We start from the raw sequence: 18,562 nt of genomic DNA, 5'->3' as shown, positions 1-18,562 counted from the left end.
ATAGATTAGAATGAAAAAGGGATGAACTGTGCTTCGTTTTATTTATGCATTATTACTGGGTTTTAGTGTGCTATGGATTGCTGCATGTACCTCAAGCCCTAAAAAGCCTTCCTCTACTCCGCTTCCGCCTGCTCAGGTTCAAAAGCTGAAAAATATGCAATTGAAGTCCTCCCTGCCTATCCCAGTGCAAAATATAAAAGCCAAACAGTTACGTGATACCTGGGCAGCTTCGCGCAGTAACGGACGCACGCATGAAGGTATTGATATCATGGCTCCACGTGGAACAAAAGTGCTGAGTGCCACAGAAGGTTTAATTGCCGACTTACGCAATAACAATTTGGGTGGTAAAGTGGTTTGGATTATGGGGCCTGGCGGAACCTGGCATTATTATGCCCATCTGGATGAGCATAAACGCGGCCTAAATGTTGGCGATTATGTCAAAAAAGGTGATCTGATTGGTTATGTCGGCAATAGCGGCAATGCCCGTCATACCGCACCGCATTTACACTATGGAATTTATCTGGAGGGTAAAGGCCGTGGTGTGGTGAATCCCTATCCTTATTTACGTTAATTTTTTAGGAACTATTCATGTCAGAAGTGCTGATCAATCGTTTGGTCGAATTTGCTGAATCCGGCAATCAACAAAAAATTGTTTTGGCTGGACAAAGCCATCAGGGCTGGGTGATGGAAATCACGGAAGAAGCGCTTTTGATTAGTACCGGTTTTGCCGAAAAAACGGGACAAGACATGTGGATTCAATTTGCCGACTTGCCCCAGGCAGAACTGTATTACTGGGATAACCAACACGATGAGTGGGCTGAATTCAAGCTTTAAGCCGCTTCAGGAGCATCAGAAATGTCGATTCAACGCTGTGATTGGTGCTCGAATGATCCTGTTTATATCGCTTATCATGATCATGAATGGGGCAAAGCCAGTCATGATGAAGCGCATTTATTTGAAATGCTGTGTCTGGAAGGACAACAAGCAGGTTTGTCCTGGATTACCGTGCTGAAAAAGCGCGACAGCTATCGACAGCATTTCTTTCAATTTTCAATTGAAACCATTGCCTCCTTTAAAGATGAACAACTTCAGCTGAAATGTGAAGATGCTAGCCTGATACGGCATATCGGCAAGCTCAAAGCCATTCGTGACAATGCGATTGCCTGGCAACATTTAACCCAAGAATTAAAACCTCAACAGCTGAATGTCAGTGAATGGTTATGGCGTTTTGTTACAGATCAAACTCTACACAATGATGTTCCAGATTATCGTCAGGCCCCCGCTCAAACCGAAATCAGTATTGCGCTTGCCAAAGCTTTAAAAAAGAAGGGCTTTAAATTTGTTGGCCCCACCACCTGTTATGCTTTTATGCAGGCAGTCGGTATGGTCGATGATCATGAAAACCATTGCTCTTTTAAATCATTTTAAAACATCCACAAGATAATAAAAGGATTCTCTCATGAGTAACAATATCATCCATGCCTATGCCGCAATGAAAGCGGGTGCAGAACTTGAACCCTATCAATTCGATGCCGGAGAATTACAAGCGCATCAGGTTGAAGTCAAAGTTGAATATTGCGGTTTATGCCATTCTGATGTTTCTGTAATTAATAATGAGTGGCGCTCTTCGGTTTATCCGGTAGTTGCAGGTCATGAAATTATTGGCACCATTACCAAGCTGGGTTCAGAAGCCAAAGGCTTGAAAGTGGGTCAACGCGTTGGCATTGGCTGGACAGCAGAAAGTTGCCAACATTGTGACCCATGTATATCTGGGCAGCAAGTGTTATGCACCGGCGGACAAACAGCGACCATTGTCGGACATGCCGGTGGTTTTGCCGACAAAGTCCGCGCCGGCTGGCAATGGATCATCCCACTCCCTGAAGATTTAGATCCTGAAAGTGCGGGTCCACTTCTTTGTGGGGGTATTACCGTATTTGATCCACTTCTTAAACATCAAATTCAGGCCATTCATCATGTTGGGGTGATCGGGATTGGCGGTTTAGGTCATATGGCGATTAAACTGCTAAAAGCCTGGGGCTGTGAAATTACGGCATTTACCTCCAGCTTAGACAAGACTGAAGAACTCAAAGCCATGGGTGCAGACCATGTGGTAAATAGTCGAGATTCGGCTGCACTTAAAGCCCAGCGTGGTAAATTCGATTTGTTACTCTGTACCGTCAATGTCAGTTTAGATTGGCCTGCTTATTTAGGCAGTCTGGCACCACATGGTACGATCCATATGTTGGGTTTGGTTTTAGAGCCAATGCAAATTCCCGCTGGCATGCTGATTGGTGGTGCAAAATCGGTCACAGGTTCGCCTACCGGCTCCCCTGCTGCACTGCGTCAATTACTAAAATTTGCAGCGCGTAAAAATATTGCGCCACAAATTGAAGTCTTCCCGATGTCCCAGCTCAATGTTGCGATTGAGCACCTGCATTCAGGCAAAGCCCGTTACCGTATAGTGTTAAAAGCGGATTTCTAATTTTTCTTTGATCTTGCTAAATTCAAATCAGCCCAACCGCTATGGTTGGGCTGATTTTCTTGGAAACTTCATAATTAAATCACTTATAAATATACGGCAAGCTTCTGTGCTAAAAACTCGATAAATAAACGCACGCGTTTCGGCAGGTGCTCTTGTCGATAATAAACTGCATGGATTTTTTGATAATGCAGTTCAATTTGATCTTCAAATAAGGCTTTCAGGCGACCGGCTTGTAAATCCTCTTCCACCAGAAACCGTGACAAACAGGTAACTCCTACCCCTTGTAAAGCTAGTTGCCTCACCGTTTCACCATTAGAGGCTTTAATTTTGGGATGTGCCGTAAACGCTTCACCATTGAACTGAATCGGCCAGATATTTAAATGGGTCGGATGGCTAAAACCCAGTAAAGCATGGTGAGATAAATCCTCTGGAGCTTGCGGTGCTCCGTTTTGTTCCAAGTAGGCCGGACTGGCCACAATATACAAGCGACTGCGGCACAATAACTTGGCATGCAGGCTTGAATCATGCAACTCACCGAAACGGATCGCAACATCAGTTTTATGTTCGAGTAAATCAATCACCTGATCATGATTATTCAGTTCAATTTCGATATTGGGATATTGCTGCATAAATTCCTGAATTAAAGGCACGATCACATGCAATATAAAGGGTGTGGCAGAATCGACCCGAATCAGTCCAGAGGTATCACTATCCGACTTCAGTAAAGCATCTTCTGCTTCGGCTAAGTCATTTAAAATTTTGCGGGCTTTTTCAAGAAACAATTGCCCTTCCTGGGTCAACTTCAGCTTACGTGTAGTGCGTTCCAACAAGGTCACATTCAGCTTATTTTCAAGCCGTTGCAAAGCGCGACTCACCCCAGATGTGGTTTGCCCTAAACGTTCTGCGGCCATTACAATTGAGCCACTGTCGACGATAGTGACAAAGGCATGGAGTTCCTCGATGGTCGATTTCATCTTCCACTCATTTATTGACTTTTAATCAACAATATTTTGCAAATTAACGTATTTTTAGCAACAATAAATACAGCAAAATAGCTATTATGTTAAAAATTTAAAGATTGAAGATATAAAAATTATTCCGCAACTTGGTCTGGATACCTTTCGTTTATCTGGTCAAACGGTTATTGATTCCGTCAAGACCGCACTTGAAGTCGGTTATCGCGCTGTTGATACCGCACAAATTTACACTGGTCGATGCACAGATCAGTCCCTATCGGCGGGGTGAGATTCCTTTGGCTGCAAAGTTTATCGCCCAGTTTCCCAATAACTCGATCACCTTGTTTGATAAGGATTTTTGGAGTGCGAACTTATTACTGTCACTCTCAATGCAAGGCAAAGGTCGTCACTGGCTAATTCCGAAGCGAAAGAATCTGAAAGGTGAGCTGATCGAGACGTATGGAGAAGGTGACGTGCGAGTGAGTTTGAAAGTTTCGCCTCAAGCGAGAAAGAAAAACCCAACGCTCCCTGAATACTGGGAGGCGAGGAAAGTCAATTATGCTGTATGGGATAGAATCATCAAGACAGTTCTAACCTCACTGCCCGCCAATCATTATAGTGCAGAGGATATAGCTGCTCTACCAGGAACGCTGGGAAATCGAACTGAGCTTTCGGGATATCAAAAGCTCGATGCAGCATAATGCAATCACACTCCGCAGCAAGACGGTAGAGTTGGTCTATCAGGAGCTGTGGGGGTTGCTGCTAACCTACAATATTATCCGGTGCGAAGCGGCGTGTGCAGCGGTAACCTTTGGACGTTCACCTTCGGATATCCGTTTCAAGCCTGCATGCCAACACATATCCGTTCAGTTGATTGTGATGGCGAATGTCAACCCTTTATCGGGGGACTGGCAGGCGGCTATCCGAGCTTAGATCAGGGATAGGTAATTTGTTTTTGAAAAGGCTTTCGAGGACTACAACGCCTCAAACGGTTAACATGTCAAAAACCCGTTATCCAATAGAGCACAATGCTGCTCCTCTTAAGTGAACAGCATTGCCACAACATCTAGAATGCGAGGGGCTTTATGTGCCTTAATACATCCGGCCAGGAAGAAAACTCATTTAAGTTGTACTAAAAATGTAACTTTTTGCTTAAATAAGACTAAAATATTTTGATACATTCATCATACTTCATCTTAATAAAATAAAGAGATACACAGTGAAACGTATCATTTATGTAATAATTTTAATTTTATTAGTAATGCTAAGCCTAATAAGCTTTGGGTTAGGAATTTATTCAAAAGACATATTCTTTATTGCTATTGGAACATTACTTTTTGCCACAACAGTTTTAATCTTTGGGGAAATAAGAAAAATAGACAACGATCCCTTTGATCATTAACATCAAGAATCAAAAACCTCCATTTTGTAAGCCCTACTCCTTCTCTTTCAACAATCCCGACACACCTTGATTTCTTCATCGTGAATCGTGTAATCAATTTCGGTTGCACCATGAAGACCGAATAAACACATTAGAAATTGGAGCATTTTTTTCTCCTTAATTTTAGTCAAAAAAAAGCCTGCGTCTTGGGGAAGGCGCAGACCGAAACTAGGAATTAGTTTTACTGGAGAATATCTACTATTTTACTAGGTTTTTTTTCAGAGTAATTAGCAATACATTCCAATAAAAAGCTCATCATTTGGCGCAATACTGTTCACTTAAGAGGAGCATCATTGCGCATCATACGGACTTTTTTTAATTTTATTGATTAACGCAAAGCTTCGGGCAAGGCAGCAACACTGGATGGTTTGCCGAGTTCCGTTTTCATTTTTTGCAGCATCTGATAGGGTTGCTGCTGTACAAACATATTCACAAAGCTTAAAGGAATGGCGCCTTCAGGATTGGCATAACCATAAGTGGAAACTTTAGTTTTATTATTGGCGAGTTTTTGAAAGGTCCAGTCCCCTTCATAATGAGTGAGACGTACATAATCGGGATTTTTGGCATAGCCTTTATCGACTGCTTTATTTTTAATCGTGATGATACCTTGGGCATCTTTCATGATTTTGCCTTGTACCACTAAATCACGATTTTTGAGCGGGAAAGGAAAATCCAGCACCATATACAATAAAAATTCGCCTTTTTTGTCATCCCGCGAAAGGACTTTGATACTCCCCATATATGGCACCCATTGCACTGCATGGTCAATATCTAAAATCAAATTAACCGCTTTTTCTAAAGGGCTATCGTAAGTGGTTTCAGCTTTGTATAAAAACACGGGGTTTTGACTATTTTGAAAGGTCCAGACTTTAATATTATTTTTATTAATACTGAGCTTGGCATTATCTACCGGTTTAGCTTGTACTGTAGCCAACATTGCCACAGCACAAGCCATCAATATCACTTTTTTCATTCCGTTGAGCTTCTTATTTTAATTTTGCTGTATTGTTATAAATGATTTTGACGATTTTTACACCTGAATATCGTTAAATCCAAGTACATCTTTCATGTCATATTTACGCGCCTCACGGCCCACCACCCAAGCTGCAGCACGGATTGCACCTGAAGCAAAGTTCATACGATTAGTCGCTTTATGGGTAATTTCAACACGTTCACCATCAGCAATAAACATGGCGGTATGCTCACCCACAATATCGCCACCACGAATCGTCTGGAAGCCAATGCTTTTACGCTCACGCGGACCAGTATGACCTTCACGGCAATATACCGCATCTTCTTTTAAGTCACGCCCTAAAGCACCTGCAATTGCCTCACCCATCATCAGGGCTGTACCCGATGGCGCATCTACTTTATGGCGGTGATGTGCTTCAATTACTTCAATATCGACCGTGTCACCAAATACTTTTGACGCAAGTTCCAACAGTTTGATTGAAACATTGACACCGACAGAATAGTTCGCGGCATAGACCACCGGGGTTTGGGTTGCGCTTTCATCAAGAAAGACTTTTTGTTCATCGTTCATGCCGGTCGTACCAATCACAATCGCCACGCCCGCTTCACGGCACAATTTTAAATGCTGGGCAGTTGCAAGCGGTGCAGTGAAATCTACCACCACGTCGCAGTCTTTTAATACGTCTTGCAGATTGCCAACAATCTTCACTCCTACTGCACCAATACCGGCAACCTCGCCTGCATCTGCACCAATCAAGCTGCTTTCAGGACGCTCAACCGCTGCGGCAAGCTGATAACCTGCTTCTTTAACGGCTTGAACAAGGATGCGTCCCATACGACCGCCTGCACCCAATACACCAATGCGTGGAGCTGCTGACATAACATATTCCTAATGTTGATTCTAAATTGCTCTTACTATAGCAAAACTCTGTACCGAGACTAAGTTTAAGCCTGAAATTTTTTATTGAAAAAAGAAAAACCGGTCATGGGGAATGCTTATGCCAAAGCACGATGCAATGGCTCAGCCCCGGCCGGTTCCTGTATTGAACATTCAGCATTAAAAATAAATGATTTTGCTGCTGATTTTCATCTCCCTGTAAACATCACTGCGCAGACTACGCGACACGAATGATAAATTATCAAATAGAGCGTAAAACCTAGCCGTTCAGGGCTAGGATGTAAGCGACACGACATGAAGTGTCGTTTAATACTCACATCCAATACTTCTGAATCGATAGAATGTTAATATAAGCACATGAAAACCCTTAAATTACGCATAAAAGACAAACATTTCAAGATGCTAGACCAATTAGCATCTGAGGTGAATTTTTCAGTGCCTATGATATTGCCAAGTACACCAAAGGCACATCAAAAGAATGCAATTTGCATAGCCAAACGATTCAGGCTATCACGGAAGAATTGGTCACACGTAGAAAGCAATTCAAAAAAGTAAAACTCAAATGGCGTGTCAGTAACAAGAAATCAGCAAGACGATCTTTAGGATGAATACCCTTTAAGAAAGTCGCCATCAAGTATGCTGATGGATACATCCAATATGGAAAGCACCACTTCAAGCTATGGGATAGCTACGGTTTAAGCCAATACAGCGTTAAAACAGGCTCATTTGTAGAGGATAGTCGTGGACGTTGGTACGTTTGTTTGGTTGTGGATAGTCCCAAAGCTGAGAAAACAACAGCAACCAAAACCATAGGTATTGATTTGGGGTTAAAAGATATTGCCACTTGTTCAGATGGCACAGTGATTTCTAATCCTAAATTCTATCGACAATATGAACAGAAATTAGGGATTGCTCAACGAGCAGGAAATAAAAAACGTGTACGTGCATTACACGCCACGATTGCAAATTGTCGTAAAGATCATTTGCACAAAGCAAGCAGGATGCTTGTTAAAGAAAATGCACTGATTGTCGTTGGTGATCTAAGTGCCAAGAAACTTGTAAAAACCAAAATGGCGAAATCTGTATTGGATACAGGTTTTTCCGCATTAAAAACAATGCTTCGATATAAATGCGAGAACGCAGGGGTATTGTTTGAAGAAGTGAATGAGAGTTTCACAACCCAAATGTGTTCGTGCTGTGGTGAGATCACCACAAGCAGTCCGAAAGGTAGAGTAGATTTGCGAATAAGAGTATGGGAGTGTGAATGCGGAAGCATCAATCAACGTGATTTAAATTCCGCTAAGAACATACTTGCGCTTGGGCATAAGCGTCTAGCAGTAGGAATCACCTCCGTTTTAGGGATGTGAGGATGTCAAAAGGAGATCAGCATGCATTCGAAAAAAATCGCATTAACCGTTTTTATAGCCACCATTGTCAGCACAGCGTGGGCAGAACTTGCAATCCAGGCAGGGGATACTTTAGAAAGCTTATCGCAAGTCAAAATAAATATCCGTACCCATAGCGCTATACCGGCTCAAGCTGCAAATAGTCAGGCAGCTGCCAAACAAGAAGCGACTAGCGAACTCGCAGCGCAATTGGTAGATGTCGATGCGATTGACAAACCAATCATCGAATAAGCACTTAAATGGCTATAAAAAGGGGGGAATATTGAATATTCCCCCCTTTTTCAAACTGTATCTGAAATTAATCAAACAGACCGAAGAACGATTTTTTCTTTGGAGATGATTTACTGTCTTCACCATCCATCGTTTCTTGCAATTCTTTTAACAGCTCACGTTGACGAGCGGTTAGATTCACCGGTGTTTCTACTACTACGCGGCAGAGTAAGTCACCTTGCATACTGGTACGTACCGGTTTAACCCCTTTTCCACGTAAGCGGAACATTTTGCCGGTTTGAGTTCCTTCAGGAATTTTCAAACTTACACGACCATCCAGGGTTGGAATCTCAATTTCTTTACCCAACGCAGCATCAGCAATGCTGACTGGCACATCCATATACAGATCTGCACCATCACGCTGAAAAATTTCGTGTTCGCGAACCACAACTTCTACGTATAAGTCGCCTGACTGACCGTCACGGATGGCTTCACCTTTACCGGTTAAGCGTACGCGATCGCCATTGTCTACGCCTGCAGGAATAGTGACTTCAAGGGTTTGTTGACGATCCGACACACCAGAACCATGACATTTATTACATGGATTCTTGATGATGGTGCCTTGACCACGACAGGTGCTACAGGTTTGCTGAACAGAGAAGAAACCCTGTTGCATACGCACTTGACCTGCACCATGGCAGGTTTTACAGGTTTCAACATCGTTTGGATTTTTCGAGCCTTTACCATCACAGGCATCACATGGTGCAGGTGCAGTAAAGGTAATGGTTTTTTTGATGCCCTTGACCGCTTCTTCAAGGGTCAATTCCATCACGTAGCGAAGGTCTGATCCACGACGTGCGCGTTGTTGTTGACGACGACCACCAAAAGTGCCACCAAAAATATCGCCAAACTGGCTAAAGATATCTTCTGCATTGAAACCACCACCAAAACCGCCGCCGCCCATACCACCTTCAAAGGCATTGTGCCCCATACGGTCATACATGCTGCGTTTTTCGCCATCGGATAAAATTTCATAAGCTTCAGCAGCTTCTTTAAATTTATCTTCAGCTTCAGGGTTGTCTGGATTGCGGTCTGGATGATATTTCATCGCCAACTTACGGTAGGCTTTTTTAATTTCATCATCACTAGCGGTTTTAGCGACGCCCAAAACCTCATAATAATCACGTTTAGCCATGTCTGGCGATGCTCCTCACGGAATTTGATTTAATGCTTAACTGTGGACTGAAATTGGGGGTCAATCTAAATTTTACAAGGGGAAGGCTGGAAAAAAATTTAGCCAGCTTAGAAAACAGCTTTATTTTTGAAAAATCGAGAGAGCCCTTTCAGCCAAGCATTTAATAAAAATAAAAAGGCGATGGTCGCGAATACCACACCGGCAACGGTACAACCTGTCACCCACAATGCACTATCCCAATAAAAGAAAATGAGTGGAATAAACCATAGGGCGGCAAAGCAAATCAAAACAGAATAAATCACAATATTTCGCATCACCCAAAGCGCTTGCGCTTCAAGCCAGACTTCTGCACTGTCTAATTGTGTGACTTTACGCGCAAACCAGTAAGCAAATATGCCGCCAATCACAGTAAATAAAGCTAAAAACATGAAGACATAAGAGATCGCAATAGAACGGCGAAGTCGGCTTAAATTGTCTTGCTTCATGTGCTTTTTAACCCCATTTACTGCACGCTTAGTTTTTTAATATGCAGTAAATTGCTTTATAGAAATGTATGCAAATATTAGGCGCTACTATATTGAAATTTTCAATATTTCGCACCTCATTATTATCAAATAATTATGTACTTTGCCTATTTTTTTTAACTTTAAAGCATTGTGCATACAATGCAGGTAAAAAGAACAGTGTCAGCAGGGTAGCCACAATCAATCCGCCCATAATGGCAACCGCCATCGGACCAAAGAAAATACTGCGCGATAAAGGAATCATCGCCAGTACCGCGGCCAATGCCGTCAATACAATCGGACGACAACGGCGCATGGTCGCATCCACAATGGCTGACCAGGGATCATGTCCTTCCTGAATATCCTGTTCAATCTGATCAATCAAGATTAAAGAATTTCGCATGATCATGCCGGAAAGTGCAATCGTGCCTAACATCGCTACAAAACCAAAAGGTTTATTAAACAATAACAGGAATAACACCACCCCGATTAAGCCCAAAGGTGCGGTTAACAAAACAATGAGTGCACGTGACATACTCTTGAGCTGAATCATCAACAAGGTCATGACTACAGCCAGGAAAAATGGCATGCCGGCATTGACCGAGTTTTGTCCGCGTGCGGACTCTTCTACGGTTCCACCCACTTCAACCAGATAACCACTTGGCAATCCAGCCCGCAGTTGATCCATTTTTTCAGCCAGTTCGCCCACCACTGTGGCGGGCTGTAATTTACTGCGGATATCGGCCCGCACGGTAATGGTCGGCAAACGGTTACGATGCCAGATCAGGCCATCTTCAAAGTCATATTCAATTTTTGCAATTTGCGCCAGCGGTACGGAACCCCCATTGGCGGTGGGTACGGCCAGACTGGACAACGCCTCGACATCAACCCGTTCAGCCTGATCACCACGCAGACGAATTTCAATCAATTCACGTTTTTCACGATATTGATTAATGGTTGCACCACTGACGGAACTGTTTAAAAAATTGGCTAAATCCAAGCTCGATACGCCCATTTGACGAGCGCGATCCTGATCGATATTTAAATGAATGACTTTGCTTGGTTCGCCCCAATCCAGATGCACATTGCTGGTATTGGGATTATCCCCCACAACAGCGGCAACCTGGTGCGCCCACTGACGGACCAGATGCAAGTCTTCACCTGAAACACGATATTGCAGTGGATAACCGACGGGCGGGCCATTTTCCAATAACGATACGCGGGTACGCACATCTGGCAATAATTTACGAATTTCCTGGTCTAAAGATTGACGAATCTCATCCCGGTCATCTAGTGATGAAGCCAAGACGACAAACTGGGCAAAACTGGCTTGTGGCAACTGTTGGTCTAAAGGTAAATAAAAACGGGTTGAACCTGTGCCGACATAGGCCACATAGTTATCAATACCCGCTTTGGTCGATAAGAACTTTTCGACTTTTTTCACCGCATTTTCAGTTGAAGTGAGCGATGCCCCTTCTTCCAGTTTTAAATCCACCAAAATTTCGGCACGATTTGAAGGCGGAAAGAACTGTTGCGGTACCAGTTTAAACATCAACACCGATAACACAAAAATTCCTACCGTCGCTGCAATCACCGTTTTACGGTAAGTCAGGCAAGTATCTACCCAGGCTCTAAACTTTTGATAGAACTTGGTTTGATAGGGATCATAATGTTCATCGGCATGATGCTGCACTGGTTGTGGTTCAGGTTGCTTGCGTAAACGTGCCCAAAGACGCTGATACCAGGGTGCTTTTTGTGGCAAATTGGCGAAATCCGGCAGCAGTTTATCGCCCAAGTACGGTACAAAAAGCACTGCGGCAAACCAGGACACAATCAGTGCAATGGTCACTACCTGAAAAATGGAACGGGTATATTCACCGGTACTGGATGCTGCGGTTGCAATCGGCAAGAAACCTGCAGCGGTAATCAAGGTTCCGGTCAGCATGGGGAAAGCTGTGGTCTTCCAGGTAAAACCTGCGGCCTCAAGCCGGCTATAGCCCTGCTCCATTTTAATCGCCATCATCTCGACCGCAATAATGGCATCATCAACCAATAAACCGAGTGCTAAAATCAGTGCACCCAATGAAATCTTATGCAGTCCGACATCAAATAGGTTCATACCGGCAAAGGTCATCGCCAAAACCAGTGGAATCGAAAATGCCACCACCAGTCCGGTACGGAAGCCGAGTGAGAAAAAGCTGACCAGTAACACGATAATCACTGCTTCAGCCAACACTTTCATAAATTCATTCACGCTGCGTTTTACCGCAACTGGTTGATCGGAAACTTTTTGCAGCTGCATGCCTAAAGGCAAAGATTTTTGCAATTGCGCAAATTCAGTTTCCAGATTTTTACCTAGCGCCAGAATATCGCCGCCTTTACGCATGGATACTGCAATACCAATTCCGTTTTCACCCATAAAGCGCATACGTGGTTGAGCAGGTTCACTAAAGCCGCGATAGACCTCAGCGACATCGCCCAGTTGAATGGTTTTACCTGCCACCAACAGCGGCATCTGTTTGAGTTCATCGACATTTTGCAACTGACCACTGACCCGCATCTGAATACGGTCGGTGCCTGTTTCAAAGAAGCCGGCACTGGCCACGGTATTTTGTTGTTGTAGCGCTTGTTGAATGGCTGTGACCGGAATACCGAGTTGGGCAGCTTTGGTATTGGAGAGTTCAATCCAGACTTTCTGGTCTTGCAAACCGACCAGATTGACCTTGCCGACATCTTTGACCCGTTGCAATTGCAGTTGCAAGCGGTCGGCATATTCTTTCAACACCCCATAGTCAAAATCATTGCCGGTAAGGACATAAATATTTCCGAAGGTATCGCCAAACTCATCGTTAAAGAACGGCCCTTGTACCCCGCTAGGTAGCTGCTGCTTGATATCACCGACTTTTTTTCGGACTTGATACCATACATCGGGAATTTGGTTTGAGCGTAACGAGTCCTTGGCCACAAAAGTCACCATGGACTCGCCCGGACGTGAAAATGCCATGATGCGTTCATACTTGCCGGTGCTCATCAGTTCTTTTTCAATACGGTCAGTGACCTGTAATGAAACTTCTTCAGCGGTTGCGCCGGGCCAATAGATTTGAATCACCATCACCTTAAAGGTAAACGGCGGATCTTCACTTTGCGCCAGTTTGGAATAGGAAACGATTCCGACTATGCCTAACAGCAGCATAAAATAAAGGATTAAACCTTTATTTTTCAGTGCCCATTCAGACAGGTTATAACGTGATCCAGAATTCCGGTCTTGTTTCATGATGCAGTCCCTGCCTGAATTTTCACGGCACGGTTTTCACGGTCAATCGGCTGAATTTTTTGTTTTTCACGCAATAGATGCACCCCGCCAATCACCACATAATCATTGGCATTTAAACCAGATAATACCGGCACGCTGTCACGACCGTATGCCCCCAAAATGACTGACACTTTACGAATGGTTTGATCAGGTTTCACCACCCAGACATACGCCTGCTGGTCGTTGGCAGAGACACTGGATAAAGGCACGCTCAATACATTATGCTCAGTCTTGTTAAAAAAAACCCGCGCACTTTGACCCAGTTGAATGGCAGCATTGCCTTCACGTAACGCAACTTTCACGCTAAAGGTTCGGGATTGATCGGCTGCAGGTGAAATTTCACGCACATAGGCTGCAAATTTATCTTCTGGTTTAGACCATAAGGTCACCCATGCCGTCTGACCCACTTTAATCTCTGAAATGGCCTGTTCAGGAACCCCAATTACCACTTCACGATCACCGGCAATCGCCATCTGATAGGCTGCCTGACCTGCAGCAACCACCTGCCCGACTTCAATATTACGTGCAGTAATCACCCCATTTTTATTGGCCAGCAACTGGTTATAGCCGGTTTGGTTACTGCTGACCTGATAGTTGGATTGGGCTTGTTTTAAGGCAGACATTGCCGATTTATACTGGTTTTCCACCGCATCGTATTGCGAACGGCTGACTGCATTCATCGGTAGCAATTGTTTAAAACGTTTCAGTTCATCTTCAGCAATCTGTGCCGCCGACTGCGCACTTTCAAGTTGTGCCTGTGCTGCATTCAGTTGCAACTGTGCATCCTTAACATCCAGTTTTGCCAGTACCTGACCGACTTTGACCTGATCACCGACATCGACATAACGTTCGGTAATCTGTCCCCCAACCCGAAATGCCAAAGCGGTTTGCTGACGTGCTTGCACATCCCCGGCATAACTTTTTTGTTCATTATGGGTGGTATTCGGTTGGGTCACCATCACAAATGGCACTTGTTCTGTTTCGGTTGCATCCGTGCTGCACCCCAATAAGGTCACACTGCAAACGATGATCATGCTGGCAACTGCAATCTTGATTGTGCTCATGAAGTTCGCTCTTATTTAAAAATGATTTTTAGGGCAAAATAAGGACTATCTTAAATTGATTGTTTTTTAATTAATATACTGGCTGGTACATTAATTATAACTGTCCGGTCAAAGCAATGACCTTTTTGATTTTTTTGGAAAAAATTGTGCAAATAAATGTAGGTCGTCCGAAGGATTTAGAAAAACGTCAGCAAATTTTAAATGCTGCGAGAAACCTATTTTTAAAATGTGGTTATCATGGTTCCAGCATGAATCAAATCGCACACGAAGCAGGCGTGACCAAACTGACCGTCTACAATCACTTTCAGGATAAAGCCAATTTATTCGTCTGCGCCATTGTGGTGACCTGTGAGGAACTGATCAGTGCTCGTCCACTAAATTTGCAGGCAGATAGTGATTTTAATAAAGAATTTATCCATGCCTGCGACTTGGCACTGAATATTATTAATTTGCCAGAAGCCATTAAGCTGGAACTGTTGTTACTGGAACTGGCGGCTGAACAAAATCCACTGGCGCAGAAATTTTATAATGCTTCACATCTGCGTATGAATGCGGTGTGGGAAAACTTTTTTCAGCAGGCAATTGATCTGGGTTTTATTCAAGCGGAAGAATTAAAAACACTAACAATGCTGATTGTGTCCTTATTACTCGGCATGCGTCATCATGAAGTCTTGCTTGGTATGCGTGCCATCCCCACTGCCGAAGAAAAACAGCAGATCATTTTAAGCAGCATTGAATTGTTTATGCTGAAATATCAAAAAAAGGCTTAAACAGCGCTATTTTCCCATCATTTGATTTAAGCAAAGTTTAGGTATAGGAGTGTGGCAGGGATGTCACACGTTACCCCATAACAAGGATGTTGTGTGTGGATAACAAAGGCTTGGCTTGCAAACTCAAAACATATTTTGAGTTCTCATTTTGGCATCTCAACAGTAAGATTTCGCCTACACAAACACCTTTTCAATTTTATTGAAAATTTTCGGCAGTGAAAGCATCTACCCCCAAGAAGAGGATTTCAATTTTAAAGTCACTCTTTTCAGAAAATAAAAGTGTTTGGCATAACGATAATAGGATAGTAGTGACCTAAACCTTTTTCTTTTATTTTCCTCGCTGCTGCAACGGCAGATCAATTGCGAGTTTTATCAGCAATAGATTACATACTTTTGTCTGTCCCTACTTGGAATGTCATCGAATCGCGGTATATTCAGAACAGAAGCCTAGGGAGAATGAAAAAAATGATTCAACAAATTGATGCTCCATTGCGTGAGGACGTACGCTTACTTGGGAATTTACTTGGAGAGACCCTCAAGGAACATGCAGGTCAAGATTTGTTTAATCAGGTCGAACAAATTCGTGCGCTATCTAAAGGTGCACGTGATGGTCAGGTTGAAGCAGAAAAACAACTCGAACAGCTGTTCCTCAGTCTGGAAGATGAAGAAATTCTTCCTCTGACGCGTGCATTTACCCACTTTCTGAACTTTGCCAATATTGCCGAACAATACAATGTGGTTCGAAGTCGTCGTAAAAGTGAATTTGATGAACACGCGCCTTCACCGAATCCACTGGATCATCTGTTCCAAAAATTCAAAGACAATGAAATTTCATCAGATACACTATTTCAGCAAATTTGTGAACTGAACATTGAACTGGTGCTCACCGCGCATCCAACAGAAATCAGCCGCCGAACTTTAATTCAAAAATACGACGGTATTAATGACTGCTTATTCAAAGCGGACCAACAAAAACTGACCCCGCGTGAACGCAAAACAGTCCTCGAAGAACTCAAACAACTGATTTGTTCCGCCTGGCAGACCGATGAAATTCGTCAGCACCGCCCAACCCCTGTCGATGAAGCGAAATGGGGCTTTACCACCATTGAACAGACCCTGTGGAATGCGGTACCCAAATTTGTTCGTGAACTGGATGAAATGGTCCAAGATCACTGCGGTCAGCGTTTGCCTTTAACTATTGCCCCCGTTCGTTTTGCTTCATGGATGGGCGGTGACCGTGATGGCAACCCGAATGTTACGCATAACATTACCCAAGAAGTGCTTTGGCTTTCGCGCTGGAAAGCGGCGGATTTATACCTACGCGATATTGAAGACCTGCGTTGGGAATTGTCGATTCAAAACGCAAGCGATGAACTGATGCAGGCACTGGCTCAGCCGCACCCCGAACCGTACCGTGAATATCTGCGAGATACCCGTGAACGTCTCAAAGCGACCCGTCACTGGTTGGCGCAAAAGCTGCAAGGACAAGAGGCGGATGACAGTCTGGTCATTAAAAGCAAAGATGAATTATTACAGCCACTCCTACTTTGCTACCGTTCACTGATTGCCTGCAACCTGCCTGAAATTGCCAATGGCAAACTGCTCGATTTTATTCATCGCGTGAACTGCTTTGGCATTGAACTGCTCAAACTGGATATCCGTCAGGAATCTGGGCGTCATCGCCAAGCCATTTCCGCGATTACCGAATATTTAGGTTTAGGCAATTTTGAAACCTGGACCGAACAGGCGCGTCAAAATTTCTTATTGCAAGAATTACAAAGCAAACGTCCATTATTGCCTAAACATTTGAATGAACCTGAACAAAGTCTGATTGAACATCCGGATGTACAAGAAGTCTTTGCCACCATGCGGACTTTAGCCCAGCAACCGAGCGAAAGTTTAGGCGCTTATATTATCTCGATGGCTGAATATCCAAGCGATGTATTGGCAGTTTTACTGCTACAAAAAGAAGCAGGCATTAAACAGCCCTTACGTGTCGTTCCCTTGTTTGAAACACTCAAAGATTTAGATGGTGCAGCCGACACTATGAATACCCTGTTCAATATGCATTGGTACAAACAGCATATTCAGGGCAAACATGAAGTCATGATTGGCTATTCGGATTCTGCCAAAGATGCCGGCTTTATGTCTGCCAACTGGGCACAATACCGTGCGCAGGAAGAACTGACTGCGATTGCACAAAAGCATGCGGTGCAACTGACTCTGTTCCATGGCCGTGGTGGTTCCATCAGCCGTGGTGGTGCACCGACCCAGCAAGCGCTATTTTCACAGCCACCGGGTTCTATCTCTGGAGCAATTCGGGTTACCGAACAAGGCGAGATGATCCGGTTTAAGTTTGGTCTGGAAGGCATTGCATTACAGAATTTAGAGATTTATACCGCGGCAACACTGGAAGCAACCTTGTTGCCACCACCGGTGCCGAAAGATGAATGGCGTCAGTTGATGCACAGCATGACCGACTTATCGGTACAGGTATACCGTGAAACAGTACGTGAAAATCCGCATTTTGTGAAATATCTACGTACTGTTACCCCAGAACTTGAACTGCAAATGTTGCCTTTGGGTTCACGCCCGGCAAAACGCAAAGTTAGCGGTGGCATAGAATCCTTACGTGCCATTCCGTGGGTGTTTGCATGGACCCAAATTCGCTTGATGCTGCCTGCTTGGCTGGGTACAGGCGCTGCGATTAATCAGGTGATTGATCAAGGACAAAAACAGTTGCTGGATGAGATGTTGCAACAATGGCCGTATTTCCAGACCCTGATTGATATGCTGGAAATGGTACTCTCTAAAGCCGACAGTCATGTGGCCTTATATTACGAATCGCATTTAACCGATGATGAAGATTTAAAAATCTTGGGTGAACAACTGCGCCAACGCTTAAAAGATGCGGTACAAACCCTATTGGCTTTAAAAGGTGAATCGCAACTGCTCAGCAGTAATGAGGTACTGGATCAGTCCATGAAAGTACGTAAACCGTATTTACTTCCACTGCATTTATTACAGGCCGAACTGATGAAACGCCGTCGTCACTATTTGGCGGAATATCCGGCTGAACATACCCCGGTCGATCATGCTTTGATGGTCAGTATTGCCGGAATTGCCGCAGGTTTACGCAATACCGGTTAAGTATTTCATCTGCACAGTAAAGCACATCTTCCTGATGTGCTTTTTTTTTGAGCATCAATTAGCAGAAAATATCATATGGTTTATCAGTAATAATAAGTAGGGTTATAAATAATAAGCAGTCGGCATTCATCAATTAATTGGCTGATTTAATGCTAATTTTCTAATAATAAAATTTTTACCATACGGTAAAAAAACTAGAAAA

16 protein-coding genes and 3 pseudogenes are annotated in these 18,562 nt (G+C 43.7%); 12 read left to right on the top strand and 7 right to left on the bottom strand.

Annotated elements, in window-relative coordinates; translation table 11 throughout:
- Positions 1 to 28: 28 nt before the first annotated feature.
- The 4 genes from ACP69Y_RS09810 to ahr are packed head-to-tail and all read left to right on the top strand — an operon-like array spanning position 29 to position 2,482.
- Complete coding sequence (locus tag ACP69Y_RS09810) at positions 29 to 571, top strand: M23 family metallopeptidase (protein WP_425918228.1); 543 nt, start codon at positions 29 to 31, stop codon at positions 569 to 571.
- Positions 572 to 588: 17 nt separating this feature from the next.
- Positions 589 to 834 carry a hypothetical protein gene (locus ACP69Y_RS09805; RefSeq protein WP_425918227.1) on the top strand — a complete coding sequence of 82 codons (246 nt, stop codon included), beginning with the start codon at positions 589 to 591 and terminating at the stop codon, positions 832 to 834.
- A gap of 21 nt (positions 835 to 855) precedes the next feature.
- The gene (locus ACP69Y_RS09800; RefSeq protein WP_425918226.1) at positions 856 to 1,428 is read left to right on the top strand and encodes a DNA-3-methyladenine glycosylase I; all 573 of its coding nucleotides are present in this window, start codon (positions 856 to 858) and stop codon (positions 1,426 to 1,428) included.
- Positions 1,429 to 1,459: 31 nt separating this feature from the next.
- A complete protein-coding gene (gene ahr, locus ACP69Y_RS09795; RefSeq protein WP_425918225.1) occupies positions 1,460 to 2,482 on the top strand; it encodes an NADPH-dependent aldehyde reductase Ahr in 1,023 nt (340 codons plus the stop codon).
- A gap of 83 nt (positions 2,483 to 2,565) precedes the next feature.
- Here ahr and ACP69Y_RS09790 read toward each other — a convergent pair whose 3' ends face one another.
- Positions 2,566 to 3,456 (bottom strand): LysR substrate-binding domain-containing protein, encoded by an 891-nt coding sequence (locus tag ACP69Y_RS09790; RefSeq protein ID WP_425918224.1) that lies wholly within the window; start codon positions 3,454 to 3,456, stop codon positions 2,566 to 2,568.
- Between the two features lie 112 nt (positions 3,457 to 3,568).
- Between ACP69Y_RS09790 and dkgB the strand changes: the two are divergent.
- The 3 genes and pseudogenes from dkgB to ACP69Y_RS09775 form a co-directional block, all read left to right on the top strand.
- Positions 3,569 to 3,688, top strand: a pseudogene (gene dkgB / locus ACP69Y_RS09785) (2,5-didehydrogluconate reductase DkgB); the annotation flags it as partial.
- Positions 3,648 to 4,486 (top strand): annotated as a pseudogene (locus ACP69Y_RS09780) (IS4 family transposase); the annotation flags it as partial. The pseudogenes dkgB and ACP69Y_RS09780, both read left to right, overlap by 41 nt.
- Before the next feature lie 171 nt (positions 4,487 to 4,657).
- Complete coding sequence (locus tag ACP69Y_RS09775; RefSeq protein WP_425918223.1) at positions 4,658 to 4,840, top strand: hypothetical protein; 183 nt, start codon at positions 4,658 to 4,660, stop codon at positions 4,838 to 4,840.
- A gap of 367 nt (positions 4,841 to 5,207) precedes the next feature.
- Here ACP69Y_RS09775 and ACP69Y_RS09770 read toward each other — a convergent pair whose 3' ends face one another.
- Together ACP69Y_RS09770 and dapB are read right to left on the bottom strand one after the other, a co-directional pair.
- Positions 5,208 to 5,852 (bottom strand): START domain-containing protein, encoded by a 645-nt coding sequence (locus ACP69Y_RS09770; protein WP_425918222.1) that lies wholly within the window; start codon positions 5,850 to 5,852, stop codon positions 5,208 to 5,210.
- Positions 5,853 to 5,909: 57 nt separating this feature from the next.
- Positions 5,910 to 6,731 (bottom strand): 4-hydroxy-tetrahydrodipicolinate reductase, encoded by an 822-nt coding sequence (gene dapB / locus ACP69Y_RS09765; protein ID WP_425918221.1) that lies wholly within the window; start codon positions 6,729 to 6,731, stop codon positions 5,910 to 5,912.
- A gap of 84 nt (positions 6,732 to 6,815) precedes the next feature.
- Here dapB and ACP69Y_RS09760 point away from each other — a divergent pair, with 84 nt between their 5' ends.
- The 3 genes and pseudogenes from ACP69Y_RS09760 to ACP69Y_RS09750 all read left to right on the top strand — a co-directional run bounded on the left by ACP69Y_RS09760 (position 6,816) and on the right by ACP69Y_RS09750 (position 8,386).
- Entirely contained in the window at positions 6,816 to 6,983 is a 168-nt protein-coding gene (locus tag ACP69Y_RS09760) for a hypothetical protein (protein WP_425918220.1), read from the top strand.
- 123 nt (positions 6,984 to 7,106) lie between these two features.
- Positions 7,107 to 8,116 (top strand): annotated as a pseudogene (locus tag ACP69Y_RS09755) (RNA-guided endonuclease InsQ/TnpB family protein).
- A 21-nt stretch (positions 8,117 to 8,137) separates the two neighbouring features.
- A complete protein-coding gene (locus ACP69Y_RS09750; RefSeq protein ID WP_425918219.1) occupies positions 8,138 to 8,386 on the top strand; it encodes a hypothetical protein in 249 nt (82 codons plus the stop codon).
- Between the two features lie 67 nt (positions 8,387 to 8,453).
- Here ACP69Y_RS09750 and dnaJ read toward each other — a convergent pair whose 3' ends face one another.
- From dnaJ to ACP69Y_RS09730, 4 genes are all read right to left on the bottom strand, one after another.
- On the bottom strand, positions 8,454 to 9,560 hold the full coding sequence (dnaJ, locus tag ACP69Y_RS09745; protein ID WP_425918218.1) for a molecular chaperone DnaJ: 1,107 nt from the start codon (positions 9,558 to 9,560) through the stop codon (positions 8,454 to 8,456).
- A 107-nt stretch (positions 9,561 to 9,667) separates the two neighbouring features.
- Entirely contained in the window at positions 9,668 to 10,045 is a 378-nt protein-coding gene (locus ACP69Y_RS09740) for a hypothetical protein (RefSeq protein ID WP_425918217.1), read from the bottom strand.
- A gap of 133 nt (positions 10,046 to 10,178) precedes the next feature.
- The gene (locus ACP69Y_RS09735; protein WP_425918216.1) at positions 10,179 to 13,337 is read right to left on the bottom strand and encodes an efflux RND transporter permease subunit; all 3,159 of its coding nucleotides are present in this window, start codon (positions 13,335 to 13,337) and stop codon (positions 10,179 to 10,181) included.
- Entirely contained in the window at positions 13,334 to 14,440 is a 1,107-nt protein-coding gene (locus ACP69Y_RS09730; RefSeq protein WP_425918215.1) for an efflux RND transporter periplasmic adaptor subunit, read from the bottom strand. Before ACP69Y_RS09730 ends, ACP69Y_RS09735 begins: the two co-directional genes overlap by 4 nt.
- 146 nt (positions 14,441 to 14,586) lie before the next feature.
- On the opposite strand from ACP69Y_RS09730, the gene ACP69Y_RS09725 reads away from it, so the two are divergent.
- Both ACP69Y_RS09725 and ppc read left to right on the top strand, forming a co-directional pair.
- Positions 14,587 to 15,210, top strand: a complete 624-nt coding sequence (locus ACP69Y_RS09725; protein WP_425918214.1) for a TetR/AcrR family transcriptional regulator — start codon at positions 14,587 to 14,589, stop codon at positions 15,208 to 15,210.
- 465 nt (positions 15,211 to 15,675) lie between these two features.
- On the top strand, positions 15,676 to 18,360 hold the full coding sequence (ppc, locus tag ACP69Y_RS09720) for a phosphoenolpyruvate carboxylase (RefSeq protein WP_425918213.1): 2,685 nt from the start codon (positions 15,676 to 15,678) through the stop codon (positions 18,358 to 18,360).
- Positions 18,361 to 18,562 lie beyond the last annotated feature (202 nt).

The organism is Acinetobacter sp. TSRC1-2 (genome assembly GCF_049895885.1).
GTDB lineage: Bacteria > Pseudomonadota > Gammaproteobacteria > Pseudomonadales > Moraxellaceae > Acinetobacter.
The sequence above is the reverse complement of the archived record's forward strand: the minus strand, read 5'-3'. Positions and strand labels throughout refer to the sequence as shown.